Annotated in this window: 23 protein-coding genes; 2 read left to right on the plus strand and 21 right to left on the minus strand. The window is 53.6% G+C overall.

All coding sequences use genetic code 11. The features are described 5' to 3' along the window. Positions 1–68: 68 nt before the first annotated feature. Positions 69–1373: a guanine deaminase gene (gene guaD / locus J9253_RS12890; protein WP_210221349.1), complete on the plus strand. Its 1305-nt coding sequence runs from the start codon at positions 69–71 to the stop codon at positions 1371–1373. Here the strand turns inward: guaD and J9253_RS12895 are convergent. From J9253_RS12895 to J9253_RS12930, 8 genes are all read right to left on the minus strand, one after another. After that, positions 1346–1858: an ureidoglycolate lyase gene (locus J9253_RS12895; protein ID WP_210221350.1), complete on the minus strand. Its 513-nt coding sequence runs from the start codon at positions 1856–1858 to the stop codon at positions 1346–1348. The two genes, guaD and J9253_RS12895, sit on opposite strands and share 28 nt — an antisense overlap. A gap of 3 nt (positions 1859–1861) precedes the next feature. Continuing rightward, a complete protein-coding gene (gene alc / locus J9253_RS12900) occupies positions 1862–2857 on the minus strand; it encodes an allantoicase (RefSeq protein WP_210221351.1) in 996 nt (331 codons plus the stop codon). Between the two features lie 6 nt (positions 2858–2863). Continuing rightward, positions 2864–3373 carry a 2-oxo-4-hydroxy-4-carboxy-5-ureidoimidazoline decarboxylase gene (gene uraD / locus J9253_RS12905; RefSeq protein ID WP_210221352.1) on the minus strand — a complete coding sequence of 170 codons (510 nt, stop codon included), beginning with the start codon at positions 3371–3373 and terminating at the stop codon, positions 2864–2866. Further along, entirely contained in the window at positions 3370–4296 is a 927-nt protein-coding gene (puuE, locus tag J9253_RS12910; RefSeq protein WP_210221353.1) for an allantoinase PuuE, read from the minus strand. Before puuE ends, uraD begins: the two co-directional genes overlap by 4 nt. Before the next feature lie 23 nt (positions 4297–4319). Next, positions 4320–5018: a GntR family transcriptional regulator gene (locus tag J9253_RS12915; protein WP_210221354.1), complete on the minus strand. Its 699-nt coding sequence runs from the start codon at positions 5016–5018 to the stop codon at positions 4320–4322. A gap of 11 nt (positions 5019–5029) precedes the next feature. Then, entirely contained in the window at positions 5030–6208 is a 1179-nt protein-coding gene (locus J9253_RS12920; protein WP_210221355.1) for a urate hydroxylase PuuD, read from the minus strand. A 23-nt stretch (positions 6209–6231) separates the two neighbouring features. After that, a complete protein-coding gene (gene uraH, locus J9253_RS12925) occupies positions 6232–6588 on the minus strand; it encodes a hydroxyisourate hydrolase (RefSeq protein WP_210221356.1) in 357 nt (118 codons plus the stop codon). A 141-nt stretch (positions 6589–6729) separates the two neighbouring features. After that, positions 6730–7386, minus strand: coding sequence for a TetR/AcrR family transcriptional regulator (locus J9253_RS12930; RefSeq protein WP_210221357.1), 657 nt, complete (start codon positions 7384–7386; stop codon positions 6730–6732). A gap of 244 nt (positions 7387–7630) precedes the next feature. On the opposite strand from J9253_RS12930, the gene J9253_RS12935 reads away from it, so the two are divergent. Further along, positions 7631–8353, plus strand: a complete 723-nt coding sequence (locus J9253_RS12935) for a DUF5020 family protein (protein ID WP_210221358.1) — start codon at positions 7631–7633, stop codon at positions 8351–8353. 70 nt (positions 8354–8423) lie between these two features. Here the strand turns inward: J9253_RS12935 and urtE are convergent, their stop codons facing one another. The 13 genes from urtE to J9253_RS12995 form a co-directional block, all read right to left on the minus strand. Then, entirely contained in the window at positions 8424–9119 is a 696-nt protein-coding gene (gene urtE / locus J9253_RS12940; RefSeq protein WP_210221359.1) for an urea ABC transporter ATP-binding subunit UrtE, read from the minus strand. A 73-nt stretch (positions 9120–9192) separates the two neighbouring features. Next, positions 9193–9984 (minus strand): urea ABC transporter ATP-binding protein UrtD, encoded by a 792-nt coding sequence (urtD, locus tag J9253_RS12945; RefSeq protein ID WP_028488592.1) that lies wholly within the window; start codon positions 9982–9984, stop codon positions 9193–9195. Then, positions 9981–11093, minus strand: coding sequence for an urea ABC transporter permease subunit UrtC (gene urtC / locus J9253_RS12950; protein WP_210221360.1), 1113 nt, complete (start codon positions 11091–11093; stop codon positions 9981–9983). The genes urtD and urtC overlap by 4 nt, the downstream gene beginning before the upstream one ends. 3 nt (positions 11094–11096) lie before the next feature. Beyond that, a complete protein-coding gene (gene urtB / locus J9253_RS12955; RefSeq protein WP_210221361.1) occupies positions 11097–12659 on the minus strand; it encodes an urea ABC transporter permease subunit UrtB in 1563 nt (520 codons plus the stop codon). 105 nt (positions 12660–12764) lie between these two features. Then, the gene (gene urtA / locus J9253_RS12960) at positions 12765–14075 is read right to left on the minus strand and encodes an urea ABC transporter substrate-binding protein (protein WP_210221362.1); all 1311 of its coding nucleotides are present in this window, start codon (positions 14073–14075) and stop codon (positions 12765–12767) included. Positions 14076–14299: 224 nt separating this feature from the next. Next, positions 14300–14974 (minus strand): TorF family putative porin, encoded by a 675-nt coding sequence (locus tag J9253_RS12965; RefSeq protein WP_210221363.1) that lies wholly within the window; start codon positions 14972–14974, stop codon positions 14300–14302. 262 nt (positions 14975–15236) lie between these two features. Beyond that, complete coding sequence (locus J9253_RS12970) at positions 15237–17312, minus strand: HAD hydrolase-like protein (RefSeq protein WP_210221364.1); 2076 nt, start codon at positions 17310–17312, stop codon at positions 15237–15239. Next, positions 17305–18555: a glycosyltransferase family 2 protein gene (locus J9253_RS12975; RefSeq protein ID WP_210221365.1), complete on the minus strand. Its 1251-nt coding sequence runs from the start codon at positions 18553–18555 to the stop codon at positions 17305–17307. Before J9253_RS12975 ends, J9253_RS12970 begins: the two co-directional genes overlap by 8 nt. A gap of 55 nt (positions 18556–18610) precedes the next feature. Beyond that, complete coding sequence (locus J9253_RS12980) at positions 18611–19492, minus strand: class I SAM-dependent methyltransferase (RefSeq protein ID WP_210221366.1); 882 nt, start codon at positions 19490–19492, stop codon at positions 18611–18613. Then, the gene (locus J9253_RS12985; RefSeq protein WP_210221367.1) at positions 19458–20390 is read right to left on the minus strand and encodes a lysophospholipid acyltransferase family protein; all 933 of its coding nucleotides are present in this window, start codon (positions 20388–20390) and stop codon (positions 19458–19460) included. The genes J9253_RS12980 and J9253_RS12985 overlap by 35 nt, the downstream gene beginning before the upstream one ends. Beyond that, entirely contained in the window at positions 20374–21564 is a 1191-nt protein-coding gene (locus J9253_RS12990; protein ID WP_228291377.1) for an ABC transporter ATP-binding protein, read from the minus strand. Before J9253_RS12990 ends, J9253_RS12985 begins: the two co-directional genes overlap by 17 nt. Beyond that, positions 21561–22334 carry an ABC transporter permease gene (locus J9253_RS20995; protein WP_228291378.1) on the minus strand — a complete coding sequence of 258 codons (774 nt, stop codon included), beginning with the start codon at positions 22332–22334 and terminating at the stop codon, positions 21561–21563. Before J9253_RS20995 ends, J9253_RS12990 begins: the two co-directional genes overlap by 4 nt. After that, the gene (locus tag J9253_RS12995; RefSeq protein WP_210221369.1) at positions 22331–23101 is read right to left on the minus strand and encodes a peptidylprolyl isomerase; all 771 of its coding nucleotides are present in this window, start codon (positions 23099–23101) and stop codon (positions 22331–22333) included. The genes J9253_RS20995 and J9253_RS12995 overlap by 4 nt, the downstream gene beginning before the upstream one ends. Between the last annotated feature and the right edge of the window lie 32 nt (positions 23102–23133).

Below are 23133 nucleotides of genomic sequence, written 5' to 3' on the forward strand. Positions count from 1 at the left end.
AGCTGTCTGATTGGTCAGGAAATATTACTGCAAAATGCTTGCCAACCACTCATCAGGAAACTGCCATTATGAAATCTAGCCGTTGCAAAGCCTTTCGCAGTGCCATCCTGCATTTGTTGGGCGACCCCGGCCACGACTTCCCCCCGCAGCAACAGGTCGAATACCTGGAAGACGGAGTGCTGGTGGTGGAAAACGGGCATATCACCCAGATCGGATCGGCTGACAGCTTGCTTGGGCAGTTACCGGCGGATTGTGAGCTGGAAACCTTCCCCGATCAGTTGATTATTCCGGGGCTGATTGACACTCACATCCACTACCCGCAAACCGACATGATTGCCGCTTACGGTGAACAATTGCTGGAATGGCTGGAAACCTATACCTTTCCGACGGAAAAGCAGTTCAGCGACTCCGCGCTTGCCCGTGAGGTCGCCGATTTCTTTCTGGATGAGCTGTTACGCAATGGCACGACCACTGCGTTGGTCTTCGGCACGGTACACCCCGCATCGGTCGAAGCGTTTTTCAGCGCTGCCGAAGCTCGCAAACTGCGCATGATTGCAGGCAAGGTGATGATGGACAGAAACTGCCCCAGCGACTTACAGGACACACCAGAGAGCAGCTATCAGGAAAGCAAGGCACTGATTGAAAAGTGGCACAAACGCGGTCGCTTGCTGTACGCAGTCACACCCCGTTTCGCACCCACTTCCAGCTCGGAGCAACTGACCAAAGCGGGGCAATTGCTGCGCGAATACCCGGATACCTACCTGCACACCCACGTTGCCGAAAACCCGGCGGAAGTTGCGTGGGTACGCGAACTGTTCCCCACCAGCCGCAGCTATCTGGATGTGTACCAGCAACACGGCCTGCTGCAACCGCGCAGCGTGCTGGCGCATTGCCTGCATCTGGATGACACCGACAAGCAATGCATGGCGGAAAGCGGCGCGGCAGCAGCCTTTTGCCCCAGTTCCAACCTGTTTATTGGTAGCGGCCTGTTCGACCTGCACGCTGCCAAAACTTGGGGAATGAGGGTGGGATTGGGAACGGATGTCGGCGCGGGAACCAGCTTCAGCCTGTTGCAAACCTTTGCCGATGCTTACAAGACCACGCAATTACTCGGTAATAAACTCTCGCCGTATCAAGGGCTTTATCTAGCCACCTTGGGCGGGGCAGAAGCCCTGTATCTGGATGACAAAATCGGCAATCTTGTACCCGGCAAGGAAGCCGACTTTGTGGTGCTGAATTTTCGCGGAACCCCGCTGCTGGAACGGCGCTTGCAACACTGCCACAGCATTCACGACAAGCTGTTTGCCCTGATGATGCTCGGTGATGACCGCTCGGTAGCCGCGACCTATATACTCGGCGAACGCTGCAAATAAACCGCTTCGGTGAAACGGTATTCGTCACAATTAGCGCCGTGCCCGCCGCTGCGGTCGATGCAGATAAAGTCCCTAACCTCATCCAGACTAAACTGGTAATGATGCCAAACACCCCGGTGGTAATTCACCCCTTGTTCCGCCCCCACCTCAAACAAGCGCAGTTGCGCCAGTTGCGGCTGTTCCCCCGCTGGTGCAACCAGTATCAGGAAAGGCTTGCGTTGCATCGCAATGAACGCCTGACTACTGAGCGGATGACGCTCCATCACCTCCACCCGCAGCGGAAATTGCGCGGGTTGGGAACGGAAAATGCTGACGGTTGGCTTGCCCGCATTTTCCAGCACATCCAATGCTGCAAGGTCATGGTAGCGCTCTGTCCTGCCGTAATTGATGGCGTAATGATTGCACCCATCAGCGACTTCAATCACATCACCAAACGGCGCGAAAGCCGCCGCACTCAAAGGTTCAGGGGTAAGAATCAGGCTCATGGTTTACTCCCTCCTGATATGCCCGAAGGCACGCAGGCGACTAACCCCCCCATCCGGGTAAATGTTCAAACGCAGGTGGGAAACCGCCCCAATCTGGCGTAATTCGTCCACAAAGGTAAATTCCGTATCTGCCGCCAGCCGCTGGGTGGGCAGAATTTCCTGCCAGTACAGGCTTTGCGTGGCAATACTCAGCTCATTGCCGCCGCGATACAGCGTGCCGCACACCGAACATTCATAGGGGTAATTGCCTTTGAAATACGCCGTATCAATCACCAGCCGGGAAATTTCACCCACATCCGCCAGCCGCAGAATCGCCCAATCAAAGCCCGGTTCACGCCGCCGCCGGGTTTCCCAGCCATCCCCCATATTGATGCCCTTGCCGGGCGCGATCAGGTTGCTGATATGCCCGAAATGCATGTCACTGGCACATAAGGCACGCCCACCATTGAGCATCGCGGCGAGGTCGATTTCCTCAGCCGGATCACGCCCTTGCAAATCCGCCATCACTTGCCCGTAGACCCGCAAACGGGCAATGCCGCCATCGGGGTAAATATTCAGGCGCAGGTAATTCCAAGTTTCCCGTGAACTGATCGCAAACACGTTATGGCTATTGCCATCCAGACTCATCGAACTCAGCAGCGGAAACCAGCGGGTCGATTCCGTCGGCGGGGTACGGCTGTAACAAGCTTCAATGCTGGCTGACGGTGCAAAGTTGCCGGTGAAATGGGCAGTATTCAGATCAACCCCGAAAATAATGCCGGGGCAAATCTTGATAATGGCATGGTCATAACCTTCGCCACGTTTGCGGCGGGTTTCCCAGCCATCCATCCACTTGCCGTTATCATCGTATTTATCGGCAATGAAAACGGGTTCTGCCGGTTCAATCAGGCGAGTCAACGGCGCAAAGAATTCATCGCTGGCATAGACCGCATCAGCCCCCAGACGCGGTTGCGCCAAATCAACACAGAACGAAGTCAAATGTTTCAGTAAATCACTCATCTCGGCTTACTCAATAAGGTCGTCAATACGGAAAGCGGCAATGCGGTTAATCTGTTCCAGTGCCATCGCAAACTCCGCTGTGGGTGTGTGGGTAATACGCTGCTCAAAACCGGCCAGTATCTGGTCTTTGCTGGCATTTTTGACCGCCATGATGAACGGGAAACCGAAACGGGTGGTGTAAGCGGTGTTCAGTTCGGTAAAGCGGGCGAATTCCGCAGGCGTGAGTTGCGCCAGCCCTGCCCCGGCCTGTTCCTGCGTGGACTCGGCAGTCAGTTCACCGCGCAAGGCAGCTTTACCCGCCAAATCAGGGTGAGCGCGGATCAAGGCGAGTTGTTCCGCCTCCGTCGCGGCTGCCAATACTTCACGCATGGCCTGCAACAAGGCTGCCCGCTCAGCAAATGGTTGCTGGGCATAGCAGCGTTCCGCCATCCAAGGGGAATGTTCGTACACACCACCCAGCAGGCGCACAAACGCGGCCTGATCCAGTTGGTTGAGCGTGGCGATAGGTATTTTCATGGTGTGACTCCCTTGGCTGGGTGTTCGTTGATCCAATGCTGGGCAATGTCAAGACGACAGCAAAACCAGACATCCTGCTGTTGTTGGACGTATTCGACAAAACGTTGCAAGGCGCGAAACCGCCCCGGACGCCCAACCAAACGGCAGTGAAGACCAATCGACATCATTTTCGGCGTTGCTGCCCCTTCCGCGTACAACACGTCGAACGTGTCACGCAAGTACTGGAAAAACTGTTCACCGCTGTTAAAACCCTGCGGGGTGGCGAAACGCATGTCATTGCTATCCAGTGTGTAGGGCACGACCAAATGATCCTGCCCACTCACCTTGACCCAGAAGGGTAAATCGTCACTGTAATCATCGGCGTCATACAAAAAACCGCCCTGCTCGATCAGCAGTTCGCGGGTATGCGGGCTGTTGCGCCCGGTATACCAGCCCTTGGGTTTTGCGCCGGTTAGCCGTTCGATAATACTGATGGCGTGCTGCATGTGTTCACGTTCCAAATCCTTGTCCATGAACTGGTAGTCGATCCAGCGCCAGCCGTGGCTACAGATTTCATGGCCGTTTTCCAGCATCACTTCAAGCGCACGCGGGTTACGTTCCAGTGCCATCGCCACCCCGAATACCGTCAGCGGAATGCCCCGTTCCTGAAAGTAACGCAGGATACGCCAAACCCCGGCACGGCTACCGTATTCGTAAATCGACTCCATACTTGGGTGGCGCACCCCTTCGTAAGCACGCGCACCCACGATTTCGGACAGAAAAGCTTCCGAGGCGGCATCGCCATGCAACACGCAGTTTTCCCCGCCTTCCTCGTAATTCAGGACAAATTGCACGGCAATCCGCGCCCCGCCCGGCCAATTGGCATGGGGAACGTGGTCGGCATAACCGATCAGGTCTCTGGGATAGGCTGGCTGTTCGAGCATGGATATTTCCTCTAAAGGCTGCTTCACGGCTGGGCAAAAATGACGGTCAAATCAGGCGCAGCCGGTTTTTCTCGCACATCAATTTTGTCTTCAATATGCTGGATATGCACCGCCATCAACTGCACCGCCAGCGCTTCGTCACCCGCTTCGATAGCATCCAGAATGGCTTCATGCTCGGAATGCGGGCACGAATGCCGGTCTGTTGCTTCGTACTGGGCAATGATCAGCGAACAACGCGACACCAGCGAACGCATGAAACCCGCCAGAAAGGCATTGCCGCCATATTCCGCCAGATACAAATGCAGTTCACCAGATAAGCGCAAGGCACGCCCTTTATCTCCACCGTCAATCGCGGCCTGTTCTTCGACGATGAGGCTACGCAGATGGGCAAATTGCGCAGCCTCCATACCGGCACAGGCATTACGCACCACTTCCAGCTCTAGCGCCCGGCGGGCAGCAAACACCTGTTTGGCTTGTGCGGCGGTTGTGTGGGTAATGACTGCGCCCTTGTGACGGTGGGTAGTCACCACGCCCTCGTGTTCCAACCGTAGCAGCACCTTGCGTACCACGGTGCGGCTAACCCCAAATAACTGCCCCAGCTTGTCTTCGGACAAGCGAGTGCCGGGAACCAGACGCTGCTCCAGAATAGCGTCGAATACCTGCTCGTAAATCCCGGCATCCCGCCCTTGATCCTGTTCCTCTGTACACTTTTCCGCTGTCATACCTTGTAACCTTACTGCCTGCTGTTCGCCCACTGTACCAGCAGTTGACGCTCGTCATCGGTCATTTGCGTGGTATTCCCCAGGGGCATAATCCGCGAACCGACCTGTGTGGCAATCTGCGCGGCATGGCTGACCATCTGGGCTTCGGTTTCCAGCAGCACCCCTTTGGGCGGCGCGGGAAAAGCCGTATTGGTTGGCTGAGCAGCATGGCAACTGATGCAATGCGTTTGTGCCAAACCATGCACCGTCGTGAAACTGATTTCACCCGCCGCTCCAGCGTTTTTCAGCAGCGGGTAACTGGCTAACAACGCTGTGCCCACAAAGATAAACAAGGCCACAGCGAGTAACCACAGGGCTTTCAGGTTGCCTTGCTTACCACGCACATTGAAGTAATGCCGCACCATGAAACCCACCACGAACAGCGCCATCAATACCGTCCAGTTCCATTCACTACCAAAGGTGGAGGGGTAATGATTGCTGAACATGCAGAACAACACCGGCAGGGTCAGGTAGTTATTGTGCAAGGAACGTTGCCCGGCATCGGCGGCCAATTGCTTGTTTTGTGGCTGACCCTCCAGCGTTGACTGCACTAACTGGCGCTGGGCTGGCATAATCACGAAGAACACATTACCCGTCATCCAAGTCGCCAGCATCGCCCCGGTATGCAAGAAAGCCCCGCGCCCGCTAAATACTTGCATCAGCAGGAAAGAGGCCAGCATGATGAACAAAGCGGTCAGCAGCGCACTGCGCGTCTGGCTTTGCCGCCCAAACGCTGAATTCCACAACAGATGGTAAACCAACCAGCTCCCCACCAGCGTTGCCAAACTGATCAGGATCGCTTGCCACTGGCTGATGTCAGCCACTGCCGGATCAATCAGGTAGGCTTCTGCCCCGGCGTAATACACGATGGCCAACAGCACAAAACCGCTCATCCATGTCCAGTAGGATTCCCACTTGAACCAATGCAACGGCTCCGGCAGTTTACCCGGCTCGATATTGCGCTTTTCGACATTGAAAAAGCCGCCAGCGTGCAGCGCCCACAACTGACCTGAGACGTTGGGGTCTTCCGATGTCAGCAGATGATTCAGTAACCAGTTGAAGTAAAACGAAGCGCCAATCCAAGCAATCGCGGTAATGATGTGTATCCAGCGAAATGCCAGCCCCAGCCACTCAATGATGATCGATTCCATGATACAAAGCCTCCCTGAAGGGTTTAACTGCCACGGTAAGTGGAATAACTCCACGGTGATACCAATAACGGCACGTGATAGTGCGCGGTCATATCGGCAATCGCAAAACGCAGCGTAATCACATCCAGAAACGGCGGCTCACTCAGAGGCGTATTGGCTTGTCGAAAGTAGTCAGCAACATGAAAGACCAGCTCCCAGATGCCGGTACGCATCTCGTCAACCGTCAGCAAGGGCGCATCGCAACGCCCATCGTGATTGGTCATGGTTTGCTTTATCAGGCTGCGCTCAGTCGCTGAGGCACAGGCATACAATTCCAACCGAACGTTGGCTGCCGGACAGCCATTGGCTGTATCCAGAACATGTGTGGTTAAACCTGTCATTTGAGATTTCAAACTCCCTGCAAAGTGGTTGGCACGCAAAATGCTTGCGTAAAGGAAAGCTTTTTCCACTCAAGTCGACAAACTTTGATGCAGGGTAGCATTGTATACAATCGCTAATCAAGATTGGATACAATATAAGATTTACGGCTGGCGGATGCCGCAACCTTGCAGAATGATGTGGATCAAGGTCTCCGTTGCTGTATCAAACTCGGCTCGCTCAAGCATGGCTTGTGGCTTGCCCAAAGCCGCATCAATCTGGCAGGAAAAGTCGGCATAGTGCTGGGTGGAAGACCACAACAGAAACACTAAGTGCGCTGGATCAATCGGCTGCATTTTTCCCTGTGCAATCCACGTTTCAAACACAGCAGTGCGCCCTTTGAACCAGTCGACATAGCCATCCTGAAAATATTCCTTGAGGTGCGCCCCACCACTCATAATCTCGATACCAAAAATGCGCGACGCCAAGGGATAATCACGCGACAGCACCATTTTAGCGCGGATATAGGCTTCCAATTCCTGCGCCGGATCACCGTCAGGGTCGAGTTCACTCAACACTTCATCCCACAAATCCAGAATATTCGACAATACCGCTGCGTACAGCCCTTGCTTGGAACGAAAGTAATAATGGATATTGGCTTTGGGCAAACCGCTGCGTTCGGCAATATTCTGGATACTGGCTCCCTTGTAGCCATGCCGGGCAAATTCAATTTCCGCCGCAGCAATGATTTTGCTTTCGTTTTGTTGGCGGATACGGCCTACCGATTTGTCCTGCTTATGGGACTCAACATGAATGAGCATGATATTCCTGTGTATTCACAAACAATGCACCTTCAAGTGTCAAAAATGCCTAGTACTGGTGCACTCACGGTACTGAAGCTCACCGGGATTCTACCCAAGTTTTGGCAAACCAACGACAGATAAAGGCTTACAGAAGATTCATCACAATTTATCAGCTTTGGCCTGAAATTTGCTTTAACTAAAAAAGTTGTCCGTATGGTCAGGTTTTACGGTTTAGCACATTAAGCAATAGAGGTCAGTCTTTATGAAATCGAAATTTTTTGTACCTGCATTCGTTATGTTGGGCGTTCTGAGTTCCCCCTCCGTTCTGGCTGAACAGAAGTGGAGTGACGCCAGCCTGACATACCTCAAAGGCGATAATTACAAGGTAGGCGACAATGATCGCCAAGTCATGACCTTTGAACACGCCACGGGGCAAGACTGGGGTGATACCTTCTTTTTCATTGACCACACCGTGGCTTCCGATGGCTCCAAGAACAATTACTTTGAGCTTGCCCCGCGTGTCAGCCTCAGTTACTTGAGCGGCAAGGAATTGAAAAAGGGCATTATCAAAGACGTGTATCTGGCAGGAACCATGGAAGGTTCCGCAAATGCAGACAACTACCTGTATGGGGTTGGGGTTGGGCTAGATGTGCCTAAGTTCAAATACGTCAACCTAAATCTCTACAAGGCCAACAACGGCAAACAAATGGATGACGAACAGATAACCGCCACATGGGCATTACCCTTCCAAGTAGGTAACGCTGAATTCTTGTATGATGGATTTATCGATGTCAGCACCAAGCAAAGCGATCATGCGGCGGAAACTAATTTTACATCACAGATCAAATGGAATGCAGGCAAGCAATTATTCCACACTAAAAAACCGATCTATGTTGGTGTTGAACAGGCACAATGGAACAACAAATACGGTATTGATGGTGTCAACGAAAGTAACCCATCCTTCATGATCAAAGCCCACTTCTGATCATTACCAGCCACAACATTTTTTTGAGTCGTTAGGGGGTATTTTTTACCCCCTCTTTTTTAAAGCGTGTTTAAACCGTTAAATAGCGCTGAATCAGCCCTTCATTCAATTCCGCCATCGCGCCCTGTGCGACTTGCTGCCCACGATCCAGAATGCAGAACCGATCCCCCACTTTCCGCGCAAACGGCAGTTTCTGTTCCACCAGCAATACAGTCAGACCGATGTCCTTATTGAGCTTACGGATAATGTCGCCGATTTCCGCCACGATATTCGGCTGAATGCCCTCGGTCGGTTCGTCGAGAATCAGTAATTTCGGGTCGAGCACCAGCGCCCGCCCAATTGCCAACTGCTGTTGCTGCCCGCCGGACAAGTCGCCGCCACGCCGCCCCAGCATTTCTTTCAATACCGGAAACAGCTCGAAAATAAAGGGGGGAATGCTACGCACCTTGTCGCGTCGCGCGGGCAGGCCAATCAGCAAATTCTCTTCCACCGTCAGCAACGGGAAAATCTGCCGCCCTTGTGGCACGTAACCAATGCCGAGGTTGGCACGCTTTTCCGCATCCACCCCCAGCAGGTTTTGCCCTTGATAGTGGATTGCGCCATCCCGCGCCTTGATCAGCCCCATGATGCACTGGAGCAAGGTGGTTTTACCCACGCCATTGCGCCCCATCAACACGGTGCATTCGCCTTCCGGCACCTGCATGTCCAGATTCCACAGCGTATGGCTTTCGCCGTAATACTGGTTAACTTTTTCAACAACTAGCATCGTTACTACTCTCTAATTCGTTTTGCCCTTCGACTCCGCTCAGGGCGCGAGCGGTAGCTGAGCGAAGCCGAAGCTATTCCCCCAGATACACTTCGATCACGCGCTGATCGTTTTGTACTTCGTCCATTGTACCTTCTGCCAGCACGCTGCCTTGGTGCAGCACCGTGACCTGATGGGCGATGGAACGCACGAAATCCATGTCATGTTCCACCACCACCACCGAATGCTTGCCTGCCAGCGAGGTGAGCAATTCGGCGGTGCGCTCCATTTCCTGATGGGTCATCCCGGCAACGGGTTCATCGACCAGCAGCAGATAGGGCTTTTGCACCAGTAACATGCCGATTTCCAGCCATTGCTTTTGCCCGTGGGATAACGCTCCGGCGGCTTGGTGGTAATGGTCAGTCAGGCCGATGGTCTGCAAGGTTTCGTCGATCAGGGCTTGTTGTTCGCCACTCAAACGGGCGCGAAGGCTGTACCACACGCTTTTGTTGCCGTGCATGGCGAGTTCCAGATTTTCGGCGACGCTGTGCGACTCGAATACGGTAGGTTTCTGGAATTTGCGCCCGATGCCTGCATTGGCGATTTCAGGTTCAGACAGTTTCAGCAAATCCACCGTTTGTCCGAACCATGCCTGCCCGCTGTCGGGGCGAGTTTTGCCGGTGATAATGTCCATCATGGTGGTTTTGCCTGCACCGTTGGGGCCAATAATGCAGCGCAATTCGCCCTTGTCGATGTACAGCGTCAAGTTATTGATCGCTTTGAAACCGTCGAAACTGACGTTCAAATCCTCCAGATACAGGATGGCTGTGTGACTGGCATCCGGTTGCCCGGCCTCGGTGTGACGTAAATGTGCGCCTTCACTCATGCTTGCACCCTCTTATGAAACCAGCGGCTGTCCTTCAGGTTTTGTACCAGCCCGGCCAAGCCTTGCGGCAAATACAGCGTCACCAGCACAAACAACGCCCCCAGCATGAATATCCACGATTCCGGCATCAGCCCGGTAAACACCGTCTTGGCGTAATTGACCAGAATCGCGCCGATCACCGCGCCGTACAGCGTGGCACGCCCGCCAATCGCCACCCAAATAACGATTTCAATCGAATTCAGCGGGGAAAATTCACCGGGGTTAATAATGCCCACCTGCGGCACATACAACGCCCCCGCCACACCCGCCAACATCGCCGACACCGTAAACACCCACACCTTGTAATGCTCGACCCGGTAGCCAACAAAACGGGTACGGCTTTCGGCATCGCGAATCGCCACCACAATCCGTCCCAACTTGGAGTTGATAATGAAACGGCACAGCAAATACCCACCCGCCAAGGCCAGCCCCGACAGCACAAACAACGTCATGCGCGTATTGTCCGATTGCAGGCTGAAACCAAGAATATCCTTGAAATCGGTCAAGCCATTATTGCCACCAAAACCCATTTCATTACGGAAAAACGCCAGCAACAGCGCATATGTCAGCGCTTGAGTAATGATCGACAGATAAACCCCTGTGACCCGCGAACGAAATGCCAGCCAACCAAACACAAACGCCAACACGCCCGGCACCAGCAATACCATCAGCATTGCAAACCAGAACATGTCAAAGCCCTGCCAGAACCACGGCATTTCCTTCCAGTTGAGGAACACCATAAAGTCCGGCAAGTTCGGGTTGCCATACACACCCCGGTCGCCAATCTGACGCATCAAATACATGCCCATTGCATAGCCGCCGAGGGCGAAGAATGCGCCGTGTCCAAGGCTTAAAATGCCCAAGTAACCCCACACCAGATCCACGGCTATCGCCAGCAGTGCATAGGTCAAATACTTGCCGAGCAAGGTCACGAGATACGTCGGCATGTGCAGGAAATTGCCTTCCGGCACCAGCAAATTCAGTACCGGAACGAGTACCAGCACCACAGCCAGCACCGCCAGCATGATTTGTCCGCCCCGGTCATTGTGCAGAATACGTGTGATGAACATCGCTTAATCCCCCGCCGCCCGGCCTTTCTGCGGGAACAACCCGCGTGGACGTTTCTGGATGAACAAAATAATGAACACCAGCACCAGAATCTTCGCCAGCACCGCGCCTGCCCACGGCTCCAGCACCTTGTTGACCACGCCCAGCGACAAACCTGCCACCAGCGTTCCCCACAAATTGCCGACCCCGCCGAACACCACCACCATGAACGAGTCGATAATGTAACTCTGCCCCAGATTTGGCCCGACGTTGGTTAACTGACTGAGCGCAACACCCGCGACACCGGCAATGCCCGACCCCAAACCAAAGGTCAGCGCATCCACCCGCGCCGAACGCACGCCCATTGCCCGTGCCATCGCCCGGTTTTGCGAGACCGCCCGTACCTGCAAACCCAAATTGGTTTTACGCAGCACAAAATACAGCAAGGCAAACACCATCAGGCAGAACAGCACAATGTACAAACGGTTGTAAGTCAGGGAAAGCACGCTGTTGATTTCCAGCGAACCCGACATCCACGACGGGTTGGAAACCGGCACGTTTTGCGGCGAAATCACCGTGCGCACCAGTTGTTGCAGGATCAGGCTGATCCCAAAGGTTGCCAGCAAGGTTTCCAGCGGACGCCCGTACAAATGGCGAATCACCGTGCGCTCAATCAAAATCCCCATCAACCCCGACACAATAAACGCCGCAGGCACTGCCACAAACAGCGAGTAATCAATGGCCTGGGGCATCAGTTGCTGCACAATGTAAGTGGTGTAAGCGCCCAGCATAATCAGCTCGCCGTGCGCCATATTGATCACGCCCATCACCCCAAAGGTAATCGCCAGCCCAATCGCCGCCAGCACCAGCACCGAGCCGAGACTCAGGCCGAAAAACAGGGTTTCGGCATAACCGTATAATTCCGCCCGGTCTTCAATCGCTTTCAGGGATGCTTGCGCGGCTTTAGCAACAGCGGCATCGCTATCCGTGGTCATGGTCGTTAAGCGGTTACGCACACCGGGGTTCAAATTGCCTGCCAGTGAAGCAATCGCCGCCAAGCGTACTGGCTGTTCGGCTGCATTCAAATCAGCCATGGCCAAACCCAGCGACAAAGCTTCCTGCACTGCCGGGTCGGTTTCCTTGTCCAGCAGGCCGCGCAATTGCGGAGCCATGTCCGGCGTAATGGTTTCCAGCAAGCCATTGGCGGACGTCAGCCGTACCGACGCATCCGGGCTGCTCAGGCTCAATTGCCCAATCGCAGCCCGCAAAGAGCGGCGCAAACTGTTCTTGGTGGGAATCTTGCGTAGCCCATCGGTGGATGCGCCATCCGCAACAATCACCAGCGTGCCTTGCTCCTCGTGCTGGTACAGCTTGCCATCCAGCAATGCCTGCAAGTACGGCACGACTTTCGAGTCACCGCTGGCAGCGAGCAAGTCAATGGCTTCACCCGTTTTATCGAAAGAAGCCTCCGCAAACAAAGCGGCGGCTTGGGTAAAGGCGGCACTTTCCTGCTCAGCCTGTAGCAGCGGACTGAACCACAACAACAAGCTCAACAGGAAAATACGGGGTAAATCATGAGTTTTCAGCATACATATACCTGAACACCGTGAAAGGGAGAGGTATCTGCCGAGAGGATGGAGGTAGAGGATGTGATGGCAGATACCTCTAGGGGAAACGTGTTGTTCTAAACGCGCTTATTCATATTTTTGGCCGGAGCACTTTTTGGTTTCAGTGTTGTAGTTACCGCACGGCTTGCCGTCTGTTTCCTTACCTGTCCAGTCAGCCACGATATTTTTGGAGTCCGGCAGGAAGTCAGACCATGCATCACCCGCGACTTCAGGCGTTTTGGAGACGACTTCAAACTGACCATCTTCCTGAATTTCGCCAATCAGCACGGGCTTGGTGAGGTGATGGTTTGGTAACATTTTGGCAGTACCGCCCGTGAGGTTAGGCACTTCCTGACCAATCATGGCTTCAGCCACTTTATCGGTATCGGTGGATTTGGCTTGCTCAACTGCTTTTACCCACATATTGAAACCGATAACGTGTGCCTCCATCGGGTCATTGGTCACGCGCTTGTCGTTCTTGGTGTACGCCTTCCACTGCTTGATGAAGTCTTTATTCGCATCGTTTTCGACGCTCATGAAATAATTCCATGCTGCCAAGTGACCGACCAGTGGCTTGGTGTCGATACCCGAAAGCTCTTCTTCACCGACAGAGAATGCCACAACCGGAATGTCTTCCGCTGAAATGCCCTGATTGCCCAGTTCCTTGTAAAACGGTACGTTGGCATCACCGTTGATCGTGGAAACTACCGCTGTTTTCTTGCCTTCGCCACCAAACTTCTTGATGTCGGCAACAATGGACTGCCAGTCAGAATGACCAAACGGGGTGTAGTTGATCATGATGTCTTTTTCATCAACACCCTTGGATTTGAGGTAGGCTTCCAAAATCTTGTTAGTGGTACGCGGGTAAACATAGTCGGTACCGGCCAATACCCAACGTTTCACTTCACCTTCTTTCATCAGGTAATCAACAGCGGGGATAGCCTGCTGGTTAGGTGCAGCACCGGTGTAGAACACGTTTTTGGAAGATTCTTCACCCTCGTATTGCACGGGGTAAAACAACAGGCTGTTTTTCTCTTCAAACACCGGCAGGACGGATTTGCGGGAAACCGATGTCCAGCAACCAAACGTTGCCGCCACTTTATCTTTTTCGATCAGGTCACGCGCTTTCTCGGCAAACAATGGCCAGTTGGAAGCGGGGTCAACCACCACGGCTTCGAGCTTTTTGCCCAGTACACCACCCTTTTTATTTTGTTCGTCGATCAGCATCAGCATGGTGTCTTTCAAGGTGGTTTCACTGATGGCCATCGTGCCGGACAGGGAATGCAGTACGCCAACCTTGATCGTGTCATCAGCAGCGGATGCAAGGCCAGACAGACCAAGTGCCGTCGCCATACTTACAACTAGCAGGGTTTGTTTGAAAACGTCTTTAAACAACATGGGTCACTCCTGAATAATGGATAAAACGTGTCAACCTATTCAGGACAAAGCACAAAACGTGCCAGCATTAGTATCTGTTGCGATTGCGCACCAATCTGATGCAAAAAAACAACGTTTTCTGTATAAATGAACCATAACCGTGATAAGCATCACCAGAAAGCCAAACAGCGGGCAAACAAAAAGGGATGCCGTAGCATCCCTTTTTTAAACACGGGTAAACCGTGTTATTTAGTCAATGGCAAGCTATAGCTAACCAAGAACTTCGGATTATCATCCATCTCTTCTTTATCCACCACGAACTGACTAACCGCAAAACTCAGGTTATCGTTGTATTGGTAACCGAGCTGGATATGACCGGGGCTAGCACCTTCCTCATACATATGCTGACCATACATGGCGGAATATTTGCCTTTGGTGTACTTGGCTGAAACATAGCGGTATGCATTGTCATCATCACCTTTCAGCGCTTCGTATAGGGTGACATTAACAGGGCCAGAACCTACGGAAACCACACCATCCATGAGTTCACCGGGTGCAATATTCCCACCGACAGTTGCATCTTTATCCGGGTAAGCGTAAGTCCAGAGGCTGGCATCCACATCCAGCGAACCGACCGTGCCAGCCCAACCGGCATACAGGTCATACTCAGTACCCCAGCTTGCATCACCGGAAGACCCCCAGATACCGGCGTATGCCCCGGAATTATGGGTTGCTTTCAAATCACCTGAAATGGCAGCATCGCCATCACCTAAGTCATAACCGCGCCACAAGTACATATTAGCCACGCCGACAGAAGCAGACACATCCACTCCACCACCAGCACTAGCCGCAGGCGCTAACACCGTCGTGGATAGCAGGGCTACAAGACCAGTGGCAAATATCTTTTTGGCATTTCGCATACGACACCTCAATTATTTAATTTAGTAAGATAGTAAGAAAAAATCACAACAAGGGTAAATGAGTGAAAGCAAAATGTGTGCCACTTTTGCAACAAACGCGATCAGGCTTCATCTATGTGCACTAATTACCACAAACGCACTATTAAAAGGCAGCAGACCTTTATGCCTGCTTACCGATAGTGAATTCCTGTGATGTCATGATGGGGATCAAGCTATTGCTTGCTTTCTTGGTAATCTTCCGAAGTTTGAGGGGCTGTAGCCGCTACTTCTTCACCGTATGCAAATACACGATACGGAACGCGAAATTCGCCACCCCGGTCGGAATCCGGTCAAACAGCGCATAACGCCACGCACTAAGTTCCAGACGGCGCAGCAAATGACGCGGGCGTAACAAATCACCCCACCCCACCGGCTGATTCGCCAGTTCCAGCACATGGTCATGCCCGAAATCTTCGGTATGCACCAACTTGGTCAACTCGCGGGCTTCTTCACGGGTCGGGTAAACTACCGCACGTTCCAGCACGCCATGCACATACGGCAGCAATTGCTGGCTGGTATACCCCGTCAGGCGCTGCACCGCGCGGAAATGTTCCCAGTGATGCGCCACGCCCTGCTGTATTTGCGCCACGAAGATATTGCAGGCCATTTCTGCTTGCCGATCGGGTGCATTTGCCGCTTTCAACACCGGCACGACGCGCCCATCCTGCTCGCGGTAGGCAATCGTCGTGGCCTCGTGGGAACGCGCCCCTTGCTCGAAAATTTCCTCAAACTCCGCCGGAATACGTTCGCAGGCATTGCCGCGCCGCGAATCATGGATAATGCCTTCGCACACATTATCCTCGCCAAAATCCGCGTACATCTTCGGCACAAACGCAAAGTAATAGCCGTGCAACAGCGGGAAATCCTCACGCTGCCCAAACGCCTGTTTGAGGAATTTCTGCACCGTGCCATTCCAGCCGATGTCCACCAAGGCGACGCGCTGATGCGCGAAAAAGCCCACCTGCTCCAGATAACGCTGCAACAAATCACGGTGCTTGCTGCCTTCGGCGCGGATAATCGCCTGCACTTGCTCATCCTTCAAGAAATGGCGCAAGCGGGTATCTTCCCAATCGTGAATCGGGGCGGCAAAATCCTCAAAACCGTGTTCGCGTGCCAAGGGTTGCAACAGCGCCTGCGGCAAACCATACACCTTGCACACCGATTCCAGCCCGCATTGCTTCGGGTTGTAAAACGCCACGATAGTCTGTTCCCAACTCAAGCCTTCCGCTGTCGAAGCAGCGGTAATCACCCGCCGTGACAGGTAGACGTATTCCGACGGTAGCCGCCCCTGAGTGGTGCGGTACAAACGTTCAAACAGGAAACCATCCCGCGCCACGAACAGCAGCTTTTCAATTGGCTGAGCAGCGTCACGCTGTTGCTGCAAGCGTTCCTGCAAGCCTTGCATGAACACGCTGAACGCAGGCCCCAGCACATCACGCCCGTAGCGGAAAAAGAAATCACGCGGTTTCAGGCCATCCTGTTGCTGGCTGCGGGTTTCCACGCATTCAAAGAAATGCCGCCCCGCCCAAATGCCGCCGCGTTGCGCCATGCTTGCCGATAAAGTCTGGCGTTCGCGGCGTTGCAACTCGGCTTTTTCATACAGCCAAATGCCCTGGATACCGGCACGGCAAGCCATGCGCCGATCCGAAATCGGGTTATCGCCGATGTGTACCACCTGTGCGCCAGTCACACCTTTGACTTGCAGCATTTTCTGGAACAACCGCCCGCTGTATTTGCCCAACTTGAAATCACCGGAGACATAGATGAAGGTAAAATAATTCACAATGCCTTTGCGCCGCAGCAACTCGCACAGCATGTCGCCATCCAGATACATATCGGACATGGCGATAATGTTGAGGTTGCGCCCTTTCACCCAATCCATGAACACTTGAGCATCACGTTTGACGTACAGAGTCGCTGCTTCCAGATCGAGTTCGGTTTGGCGGATAAAAGAGGCTAAAGAACTCCCCCGCTCCCTGAACGCAGTCGAAGGGAGACACGCTATCCAACGCGGTAGCAAATCACTGTAGCGGCATTCGTGGTCGAAACCCGCTTGCACCGCTTCAGCACGCAAGGCTTGTTCGGCTTGTTGACGGGCTTGCCACACCGCTTCGGCATCAATGCCGGTGCGTTCGCTGACAGCACGGCATACGGCACGTTGCACTTCCGCCGGGTCGCCAACATAGCGCCCCAGCACCGTGTCGAAAATATCGAGGGAAATCAGTTTCACATCCTGAAGACGTGGTTCCAACCAAACGCGCACCTTGCCCCAGTCACGCAGGATCAGTTTTTCAGGCATGACTCACCCCTGTTAGCCACTGTTTGCAACGGCGCAATGGATTCAATAAGGCTTGCCCCAAACGGAAAGCGCGGCTTGCCAACAAGTCCTGTTGTTGTTGCTGCAATTGCTGAATCAGCGTGTCACGTTCCGCTATCCAGCCATCACGGTCAGCCACCCATTGGTCACGCTCGCTCAGGTGTTTTGTCTGTAACTGAATCAAGGCGTCCCGTTCGGTCAGCCAGCTATCGCGGTCAGCTATCCACATGTCACGTTCACCAATCCAGTGCTCGCGCTCGGCAAGCCATTCGCGGTGTTGCGCCAGTTGTTGCTGCAAGTTGCTAATCACCGTGTCACGTTCGGCTATCCAGCCATCCCGGTCAGCAATCAGCGGGAACAGTTCCTGCTCGCGTGCCACCAAACGCTGATGCACAATCGTCAGCCATTCCTCGCGGGTATAACGATACAAATCTTGGAGTTGGGTTTCCAGCCCCCGCAAGCGCTGCCAGTCCAACACCCGTTGCAAACGCGGCAACCACCCCAACAGCAAGCGCATGTTTTCTTCAATCGCTGCCAACGGTTTTTCGCGGATGGTATTGGTGTCGTGCAAGCGATAACCCAACAACTTTTCCCCGATCAAAAAGCGGGTCTTGAAACCTGCCAGCCAAATCCGCAAGGCGTATTCGTAATCATGCACATAACGTAATTCGGCAAAACCACCGACCTGTGTATACACCCGCCGATGGAAAAAAAAGTTGGACGTAGTGATCAGGAAATTGCCACGCAATAAGGTTGCCCAGCTATCGGCGTGAGTGAGGTAATCTTGTTTCAAGGCTTCAAACCAGGCGACCCAATGCCGTTCAATTGCCTCTTTCGGCTTAGAATCCCCATCCAGCAAGGCCACGTCGGTGCTAATGAAATCGACGGATTCGCGCTCTGCCAAGCTGACCAGACGTGCCAGCCGCCCAGCATCCCACACGTCATCAGAATTGAGGATGGCGAGAAAGTCACCTTGCGCCAGTTGCAGGCCTTCGTTGAGGGTGGCGGGCGCACCTTGGTTGGTTTTATGACGCACGCATTGCCAGCGCCCCGTTGGGTTGGCCTGACAAACGGCCTGAACAACTTCCCAGGAAGCATCCTGCGAAGCGTCATCAATCACAATCAGTTCAAATGAAGTGAAAGACTGTGCCAGCACTGAGTCCAGCGCCTGCCTAACCCAGCGGGCGTGGTTGTAAACCGGCAGGATTACACTGACCTTCACCACAACATCCCCTAACTTAATGATAATAATGACACCTTAACCGCTGGTCGTCAGGTTATCATTCCAGTGTGAAGCGTGACTGAATACTGCGCCATGCCGTTGCCCCGCGCCGCAGCATCTTCCAGCTACGGGTGGAATACACGCGCTCCAGTTCCGCGTGTGCCATTGCCAACTCGGTGTGCATCCGCCCCCAGGTTTGCCAGGAAACGTCGATAGGTTTGAGCATCATGTCAGCTTTGGCGGGCGGGGCGACTTCATCCACCACCGGGCTGCTGGAAATGATGAACTGGTAAGCCATCGCATCCGGCTCATGGAATTTCGCCAAGGCTTGCGGGGTGGGTTCCAGCCCAGCGGATTGCAGATAATGGGCAATCACCTCATCCGGCAAATCGTGCCAAGTGTAATCAAGCTCATGCACCACATAGCCTTCGTCAGCCAGCAACGATTGCACGCTATCAGCGGTGAAAAATTTCAGGTGGGTAGTATCCAGAATCCCGGTTTTTTCATATTCAAAATGCCCGTTCAACAATTCCAATCGTACCGATGCATGGGCAATATTGGGGATAGAAATCAGGATCTGCCCCTCATCCAGCAGCAAGGGCTTGAGACGCCGCAGCAAGTCTTCGGGGTGTTGCAAATGTTCCAGCACATCGACCAGCGTAATCGCGTCGAATTTTTCGCCTTCCAGCGCATCCAGACTGTGGGGGTCATCCAAATCTTCGGTGAAAACATAATCGCAATAGCGCTGCGCCTGCCAAACAATATCCGGGTTATGGTCAACACCGATGATGTGCGCTTCGCAACGTTCCCGCATCAAGCGCGACATACTGCCATCGCCACACCCCAGTTCCAGTACCTGGGCATAACGCGGGATACGCCGCACAATCTGGCTGTGTGAATGGTTGTCATCCAAAGGAAAGTGGGCGGCTACCTTGTTCATTGTTATTGCTCCGTAGCAAGGGCAGTGCAGGCCACAACCACCAGTGACCGGGGTTTTCCCGAATCCGCTGTTCCAGTTGGTTGGCGAGCAACCCCATCAGTGCTGTTTCGTCATAGTCACACGGATCAAGCACAGCAGAGAATTCCGCCATTACCCGACCCCCTCCCAAATCACGCATAAAGAACGGCGCGATCAATGCCCTGGTTTTTTTTGCAATTCGATAAATACCGGCGGGCAAGTCAATAGTACCGCTTATAAAATTAACTGTCACTCTTCCTTTATGCGCTTCTGTGTATGGAACATCAAATATCAACGCAATTAAGTGATCGTTAAGCGCCCGATATAAAGGGCGTAGCTCATCACCTTCCACCAGAAATGGCCCACCCAAGGCTTGTTGCAAGCGTTGCAGCTTGAATAAACGGTAACGGTACTCTGCCGGATGCAGCCCGTGGCTATTGGTAGCGCCGCCATCACGGGTAATCGTTCCTGTGGTAAAGCCCCTTGCCCGCATCGCAGACCCCGCCATCCAGAAACGCCCGAAATGCCCGCCTGTCAGCAAAACCCGTTTACCCTGTTTACGCGCTTGCTCAATGGCATCAAAGCCTTGCAGCTCCACGATTTGCTTCACCGGCTGGTGTTGCAGATACCAAGTATCCAGCGCTTCCTGTTCCACCATGCGGTAGTAATCGTCGATCCAGCCATCCAGTTGCACTGCACTCGCCTCCGGCAAGGCCAGTTGCATCTGGGTACGGATAGTCGCTGCTTCATCCTGCTTACGCCGCTTGAAAACCTCCGCCTGTTGCGCCGCCAAGCGATAGCCCAGCGCAGGCGGCAACTGTGCATACAGCGGAAACAACAACTGGTAACGCAAGGAAAAATCCTCAGGCCGCCACTGCATCAACCACCTCTTCCCAACGGTGCGGCAACATCACCATGCCCACCCCTTGCTGCTGCCCCGCTTGCTGCACCCGGAAAGCGCAGCAACGTTCGCGGGAGTCATACACATGCACACCACTGCTGTCGATCAGCCAGACTTCTAGGCAATATTCGCCCGACAACAGCGGCAAATGATCCATCACAAACGTTGCCGCCAGCACTCCATCATCCACCACCTGCATGGGCACACCATCATGCAAAGTACTGATGCCGTAACACTGCACCTCATCATTGCGGCGAATCACCATTCCCACATGCACATCAGCCAGCGGACGCTCGCCCTGACTGGCGCGGATGCTCAGGCGGAACAGGTCATTGGTCTGGAACAGATCGCGATTCAAACTGACATCAAGAAGAGCAACGTTTCCCTCTCTTACTCCTCCCCTGATAAGGGGAGGCCGGGAGGGGTTTCTTCCTCTTACATCATCCTGATACGCATCCACCACGGCTTGCGCATCGCCCAACATCCGCACCCTGCCCTGTTCCAGCCACACGGCCTGACGGCACATCTCGCGTACCTGATAGAGGTTATGGGAACAAAACACCAGCGTCGCACCGTTCCCGAGAATAGCCCGCATCCGATCCAAGGATTTTTTCTGGAAATACTGATCACCAACAGAAAGCGCCTCATCCACAATCAGCACCGCAGGCTCAATCACCGCAGCCACCGCGAATACCAGCCGCACCACCATACCGCTCGAATACGTTTTCACCGGCTGATGCGCAAACTCGCCCAATTCAGCAAACGCCAACACCTCAGGCAAGCAGCGTTCAATATCCGCATGAGCAAGCCCGCGCAACGCCAACCCCATCCGCGCATTATCCACACCACTAAATTCCGGCTGCAATCCCGTTCCCAGCTCCAGCAGCGCGGAACGTCTACCACGAATCTCACAACTACCCTGCGTCGGCGGCAAGGTTCCCGCCAGCATTTTCAGAAAAGTACTTTTGCCCGCGCCATTATCGCCCACCACACCAAGCGAATCCCCAGCCTGCACACTCAAACTCACCCCTTGCAAGGCATGAAACAGCACATGGCGTTCGCGCCGCAACACCCATTCCAGCAAGGCATCACGCGGGTGCGCATAACGCCGGTAAGCCACCCCAGCATTTTCCAAGCGAATGGCGGTACTCACAACACATACCTCGCCCGCCACAACAGGCGTTGAAACAGCCACAGCGCCGCCCCTAATAGCCCACTTGCCAGCAATAACAAAACCAGAAACGGCTGCCACAAAAACTGGCCTTCCAGCAAGGCAGCACGATAACCCTGCACCAGTTGCGCCAGCGGATTCCATTCAAACCACGCCTGAAATGTTTCTGGCACAACCGTCAGCGGGTACACAATCGGCGACACCAGCAACAACACGGTCAACAACGGTGGCATCATCTGGCGCAAGTCACGCAGGAAAACCCCCAGCACCGCCAACCCATAAGCAAAGGCCAGCGAAAACACCACGCGCAACAACAGAAAAGGTAAATAAAACACCACGCCCAGCGGCTGAAGCTGCCCCTGCAACCCCAGCCACAGCAACAACAAGCCGACTGACAAGCCTTCCAGCACCAGCGAAGCACCCACTGGCAACAACGGCAACAAGGCAGGTGGCAATGATGAATTCAGTAATAACTCGCGACGCTCCGTCAGCAGCACCGGCGCACGGGTCAGCACTTCTGCGAGTGCATTGAAGGCCGTTAGCCCGGTAAACAACCAAGCGGTAAACTGCACGGAATCGGTTGCAGCGCCCAAGCGCAGTTGCAAGATTTCACCAAACACCACTGCATACACCAACAGCATGAACAGCGGTTGTGCCAATAACCAGAACACGCCCAGCACAGTTCCAGCATAACGTTCGCGTAAGTCTTGCCGTAATAGTTGCCCCAGCAAGGTCAAGGTTGCCGCATTCACATTGCAGTATTCTGAGAAGCAGATTCAGACTTGGCGGCGGATTGCTGCTGAAATTCCTTACGTAAAGTTTCCAGTAACATTTTCTGCTGGTCTTTGCGGTATTCCTGTTGTAATTCGGCAATGATTTCTGGCTTTACCTGATCAAAGGAACGGATTTCCGCCTCTTTACGGTCAAGAAAACCCAATAAGTAGGCTTTACCTTGGTCGATGAAGACATCACTTAACGGCTTGTCGGCTGAAAGGGCTTCCGCTGCCGCAAAAAATGCCGCAGACTTTTGCTCTTTATGAAACCAGTAGCTATCACCCTGTGCCAACCTCAGATCAACCGCTTTACTGTGTTCCATCACCGCCGTCTTGAAATCCTGTTTGCCCGCAACAACCTCACCCCGTATCGTTTCGAGTTCCGCTTGTATCGCCTGCGCTTTTTCTTCAGGAACCTCCAATTCCAGCACTCTGACACGCAAACGCAACGGCAAGTTGTATTGTTTATCTTTGCGGACTTGGTAAAGTTCTTCGGCACGAGCACTGAAATCAGGCATACCGGCCACGCTTTCCGCCTCAATCGTCAAACGCACTAATTGTTCCTTCCGAAAATTTTCTACCTGATCCAGTAATTCCGGGCTATTATCCAGCCCTAGCTTAATCCCCTTTTGAATCAGAGCATTCTGGATATAATGTTTTTCAGCATCGACAGGTGCAGCAATATCACTAGCCATCACCACAAATGAACAAGAGCACAGCAGTGCCAAGATAATTTTTTGGCGCATAAAGATAATCCTGAAGCAACAAGCATTAACTA

Origin of the sequence: Thiothrix litoralis (assembly GCF_017901135.1) — a bacterium.
GTDB lineage: Bacteria > Pseudomonadota > Gammaproteobacteria > Thiotrichales > Thiotrichaceae > Thiothrix > Thiothrix litoralis.

Coding starts and splice junctions, on each gene's coding strand:
- guaD (WP_210221349.1), top strand. CDS start 69: ATGAAATCTAGCCGTTGCAAAGCCTTTCGCAGTGCCATCCTGCATTTG.
- J9253_RS12895 (WP_210221350.1), bottom strand. CDS start 1,858: ATGAGCCTGATTCTTACCCCTGAACCTTTGAGTGCGGCGGCTTTCGCG.
- alc (WP_210221351.1), bottom strand. CDS start 2,857: ATGAGTGATTTACTGAAACATTTGACTTCGTTCTGTGTTGATTTGGCG.
- uraD (WP_210221352.1), bottom strand. CDS start 3,373: ATGAAAATACCTATCGCCACGCTCAACCAACTGGATCAGGCCGCGTTT.
- puuE (WP_210221353.1), bottom strand. CDS start 4,296: ATGCTCGAACAGCCAGCCTATCCCAGAGACCTGATCGGTTATGCCGAC.
- J9253_RS12915 (WP_210221354.1), bottom strand. CDS start 5,018: ATGACAGCGGAAAAGTGTACAGAGGAACAGGATCAAGGGCGGGATGCC.
- J9253_RS12920 (WP_210221355.1), bottom strand. CDS start 6,208: ATGGAATCGATCATCATTGAGTGGCTGGGGCTGGCATTTCGCTGGATA.
- uraH (WP_210221356.1), bottom strand. CDS start 6,588: ATGACAGGTTTAACCACACATGTTCTGGATACAGCCAATGGCTGTCCG.
- J9253_RS12930 (WP_210221357.1), bottom strand. CDS start 7,386: ATGCTCATTCATGTTGAGTCCCATAAGCAGGACAAATCGGTAGGCCGT.
- J9253_RS12935 (WP_210221358.1), top strand. CDS start 7,631: ATGAAATCGAAATTTTTTGTACCTGCATTCGTTATGTTGGGCGTTCTG.
- urtE (WP_210221359.1), bottom strand. CDS start 9,119: ATGCTAGTTGTTGAAAAAGTTAACCAGTATTACGGCGAAAGCCATACG.
- urtD (WP_028488592.1), bottom strand. CDS start 9,984: ATGAGTGAAGGCGCACATTTACGTCACACCGAGGCCGGGCAACCGGAT.
- urtC (WP_210221360.1), bottom strand. CDS start 11,093: ATGTTCATCACACGTATTCTGCACAATGACCGGGGCGGACAAATCATG.
- urtB (WP_210221361.1), bottom strand. CDS start 12,659: ATGCTGAAAACTCATGATTTACCCCGTATTTTCCTGTTGAGCTTGTTG.
- urtA (WP_210221362.1), bottom strand. CDS start 14,075: ATGTTGTTTAAAGACGTTTTCAAACAAACCCTGCTAGTTGTAAGTATG.
- J9253_RS12965 (WP_210221363.1), bottom strand. CDS start 14,974: ATGCGAAATGCCAAAAAGATATTTGCCACTGGTCTTGTAGCCCTGCTA.
- J9253_RS12970 (WP_210221364.1), bottom strand. CDS start 17,312: ATGCCTGAAAAACTGATCCTGCGTGACTGGGGCAAGGTGCGCGTTTGG.
- J9253_RS12980 (WP_210221366.1), bottom strand. CDS start 19,492: ATGAACAAGGTAGCCGCCCACTTTCCTTTGGATGACAACCATTCACAC.
- J9253_RS12985 (WP_210221367.1), bottom strand. CDS start 20,390: ATGCAGTGGCGGCCTGAGGATTTTTCCTTGCGTTACCAGTTGTTGTTT.
- J9253_RS12995 (WP_210221369.1), bottom strand. CDS start 23,101: ATGCGCCAAAAAATTATCTTGGCACTGCTGTGCTCTTGTTCATTTGTG.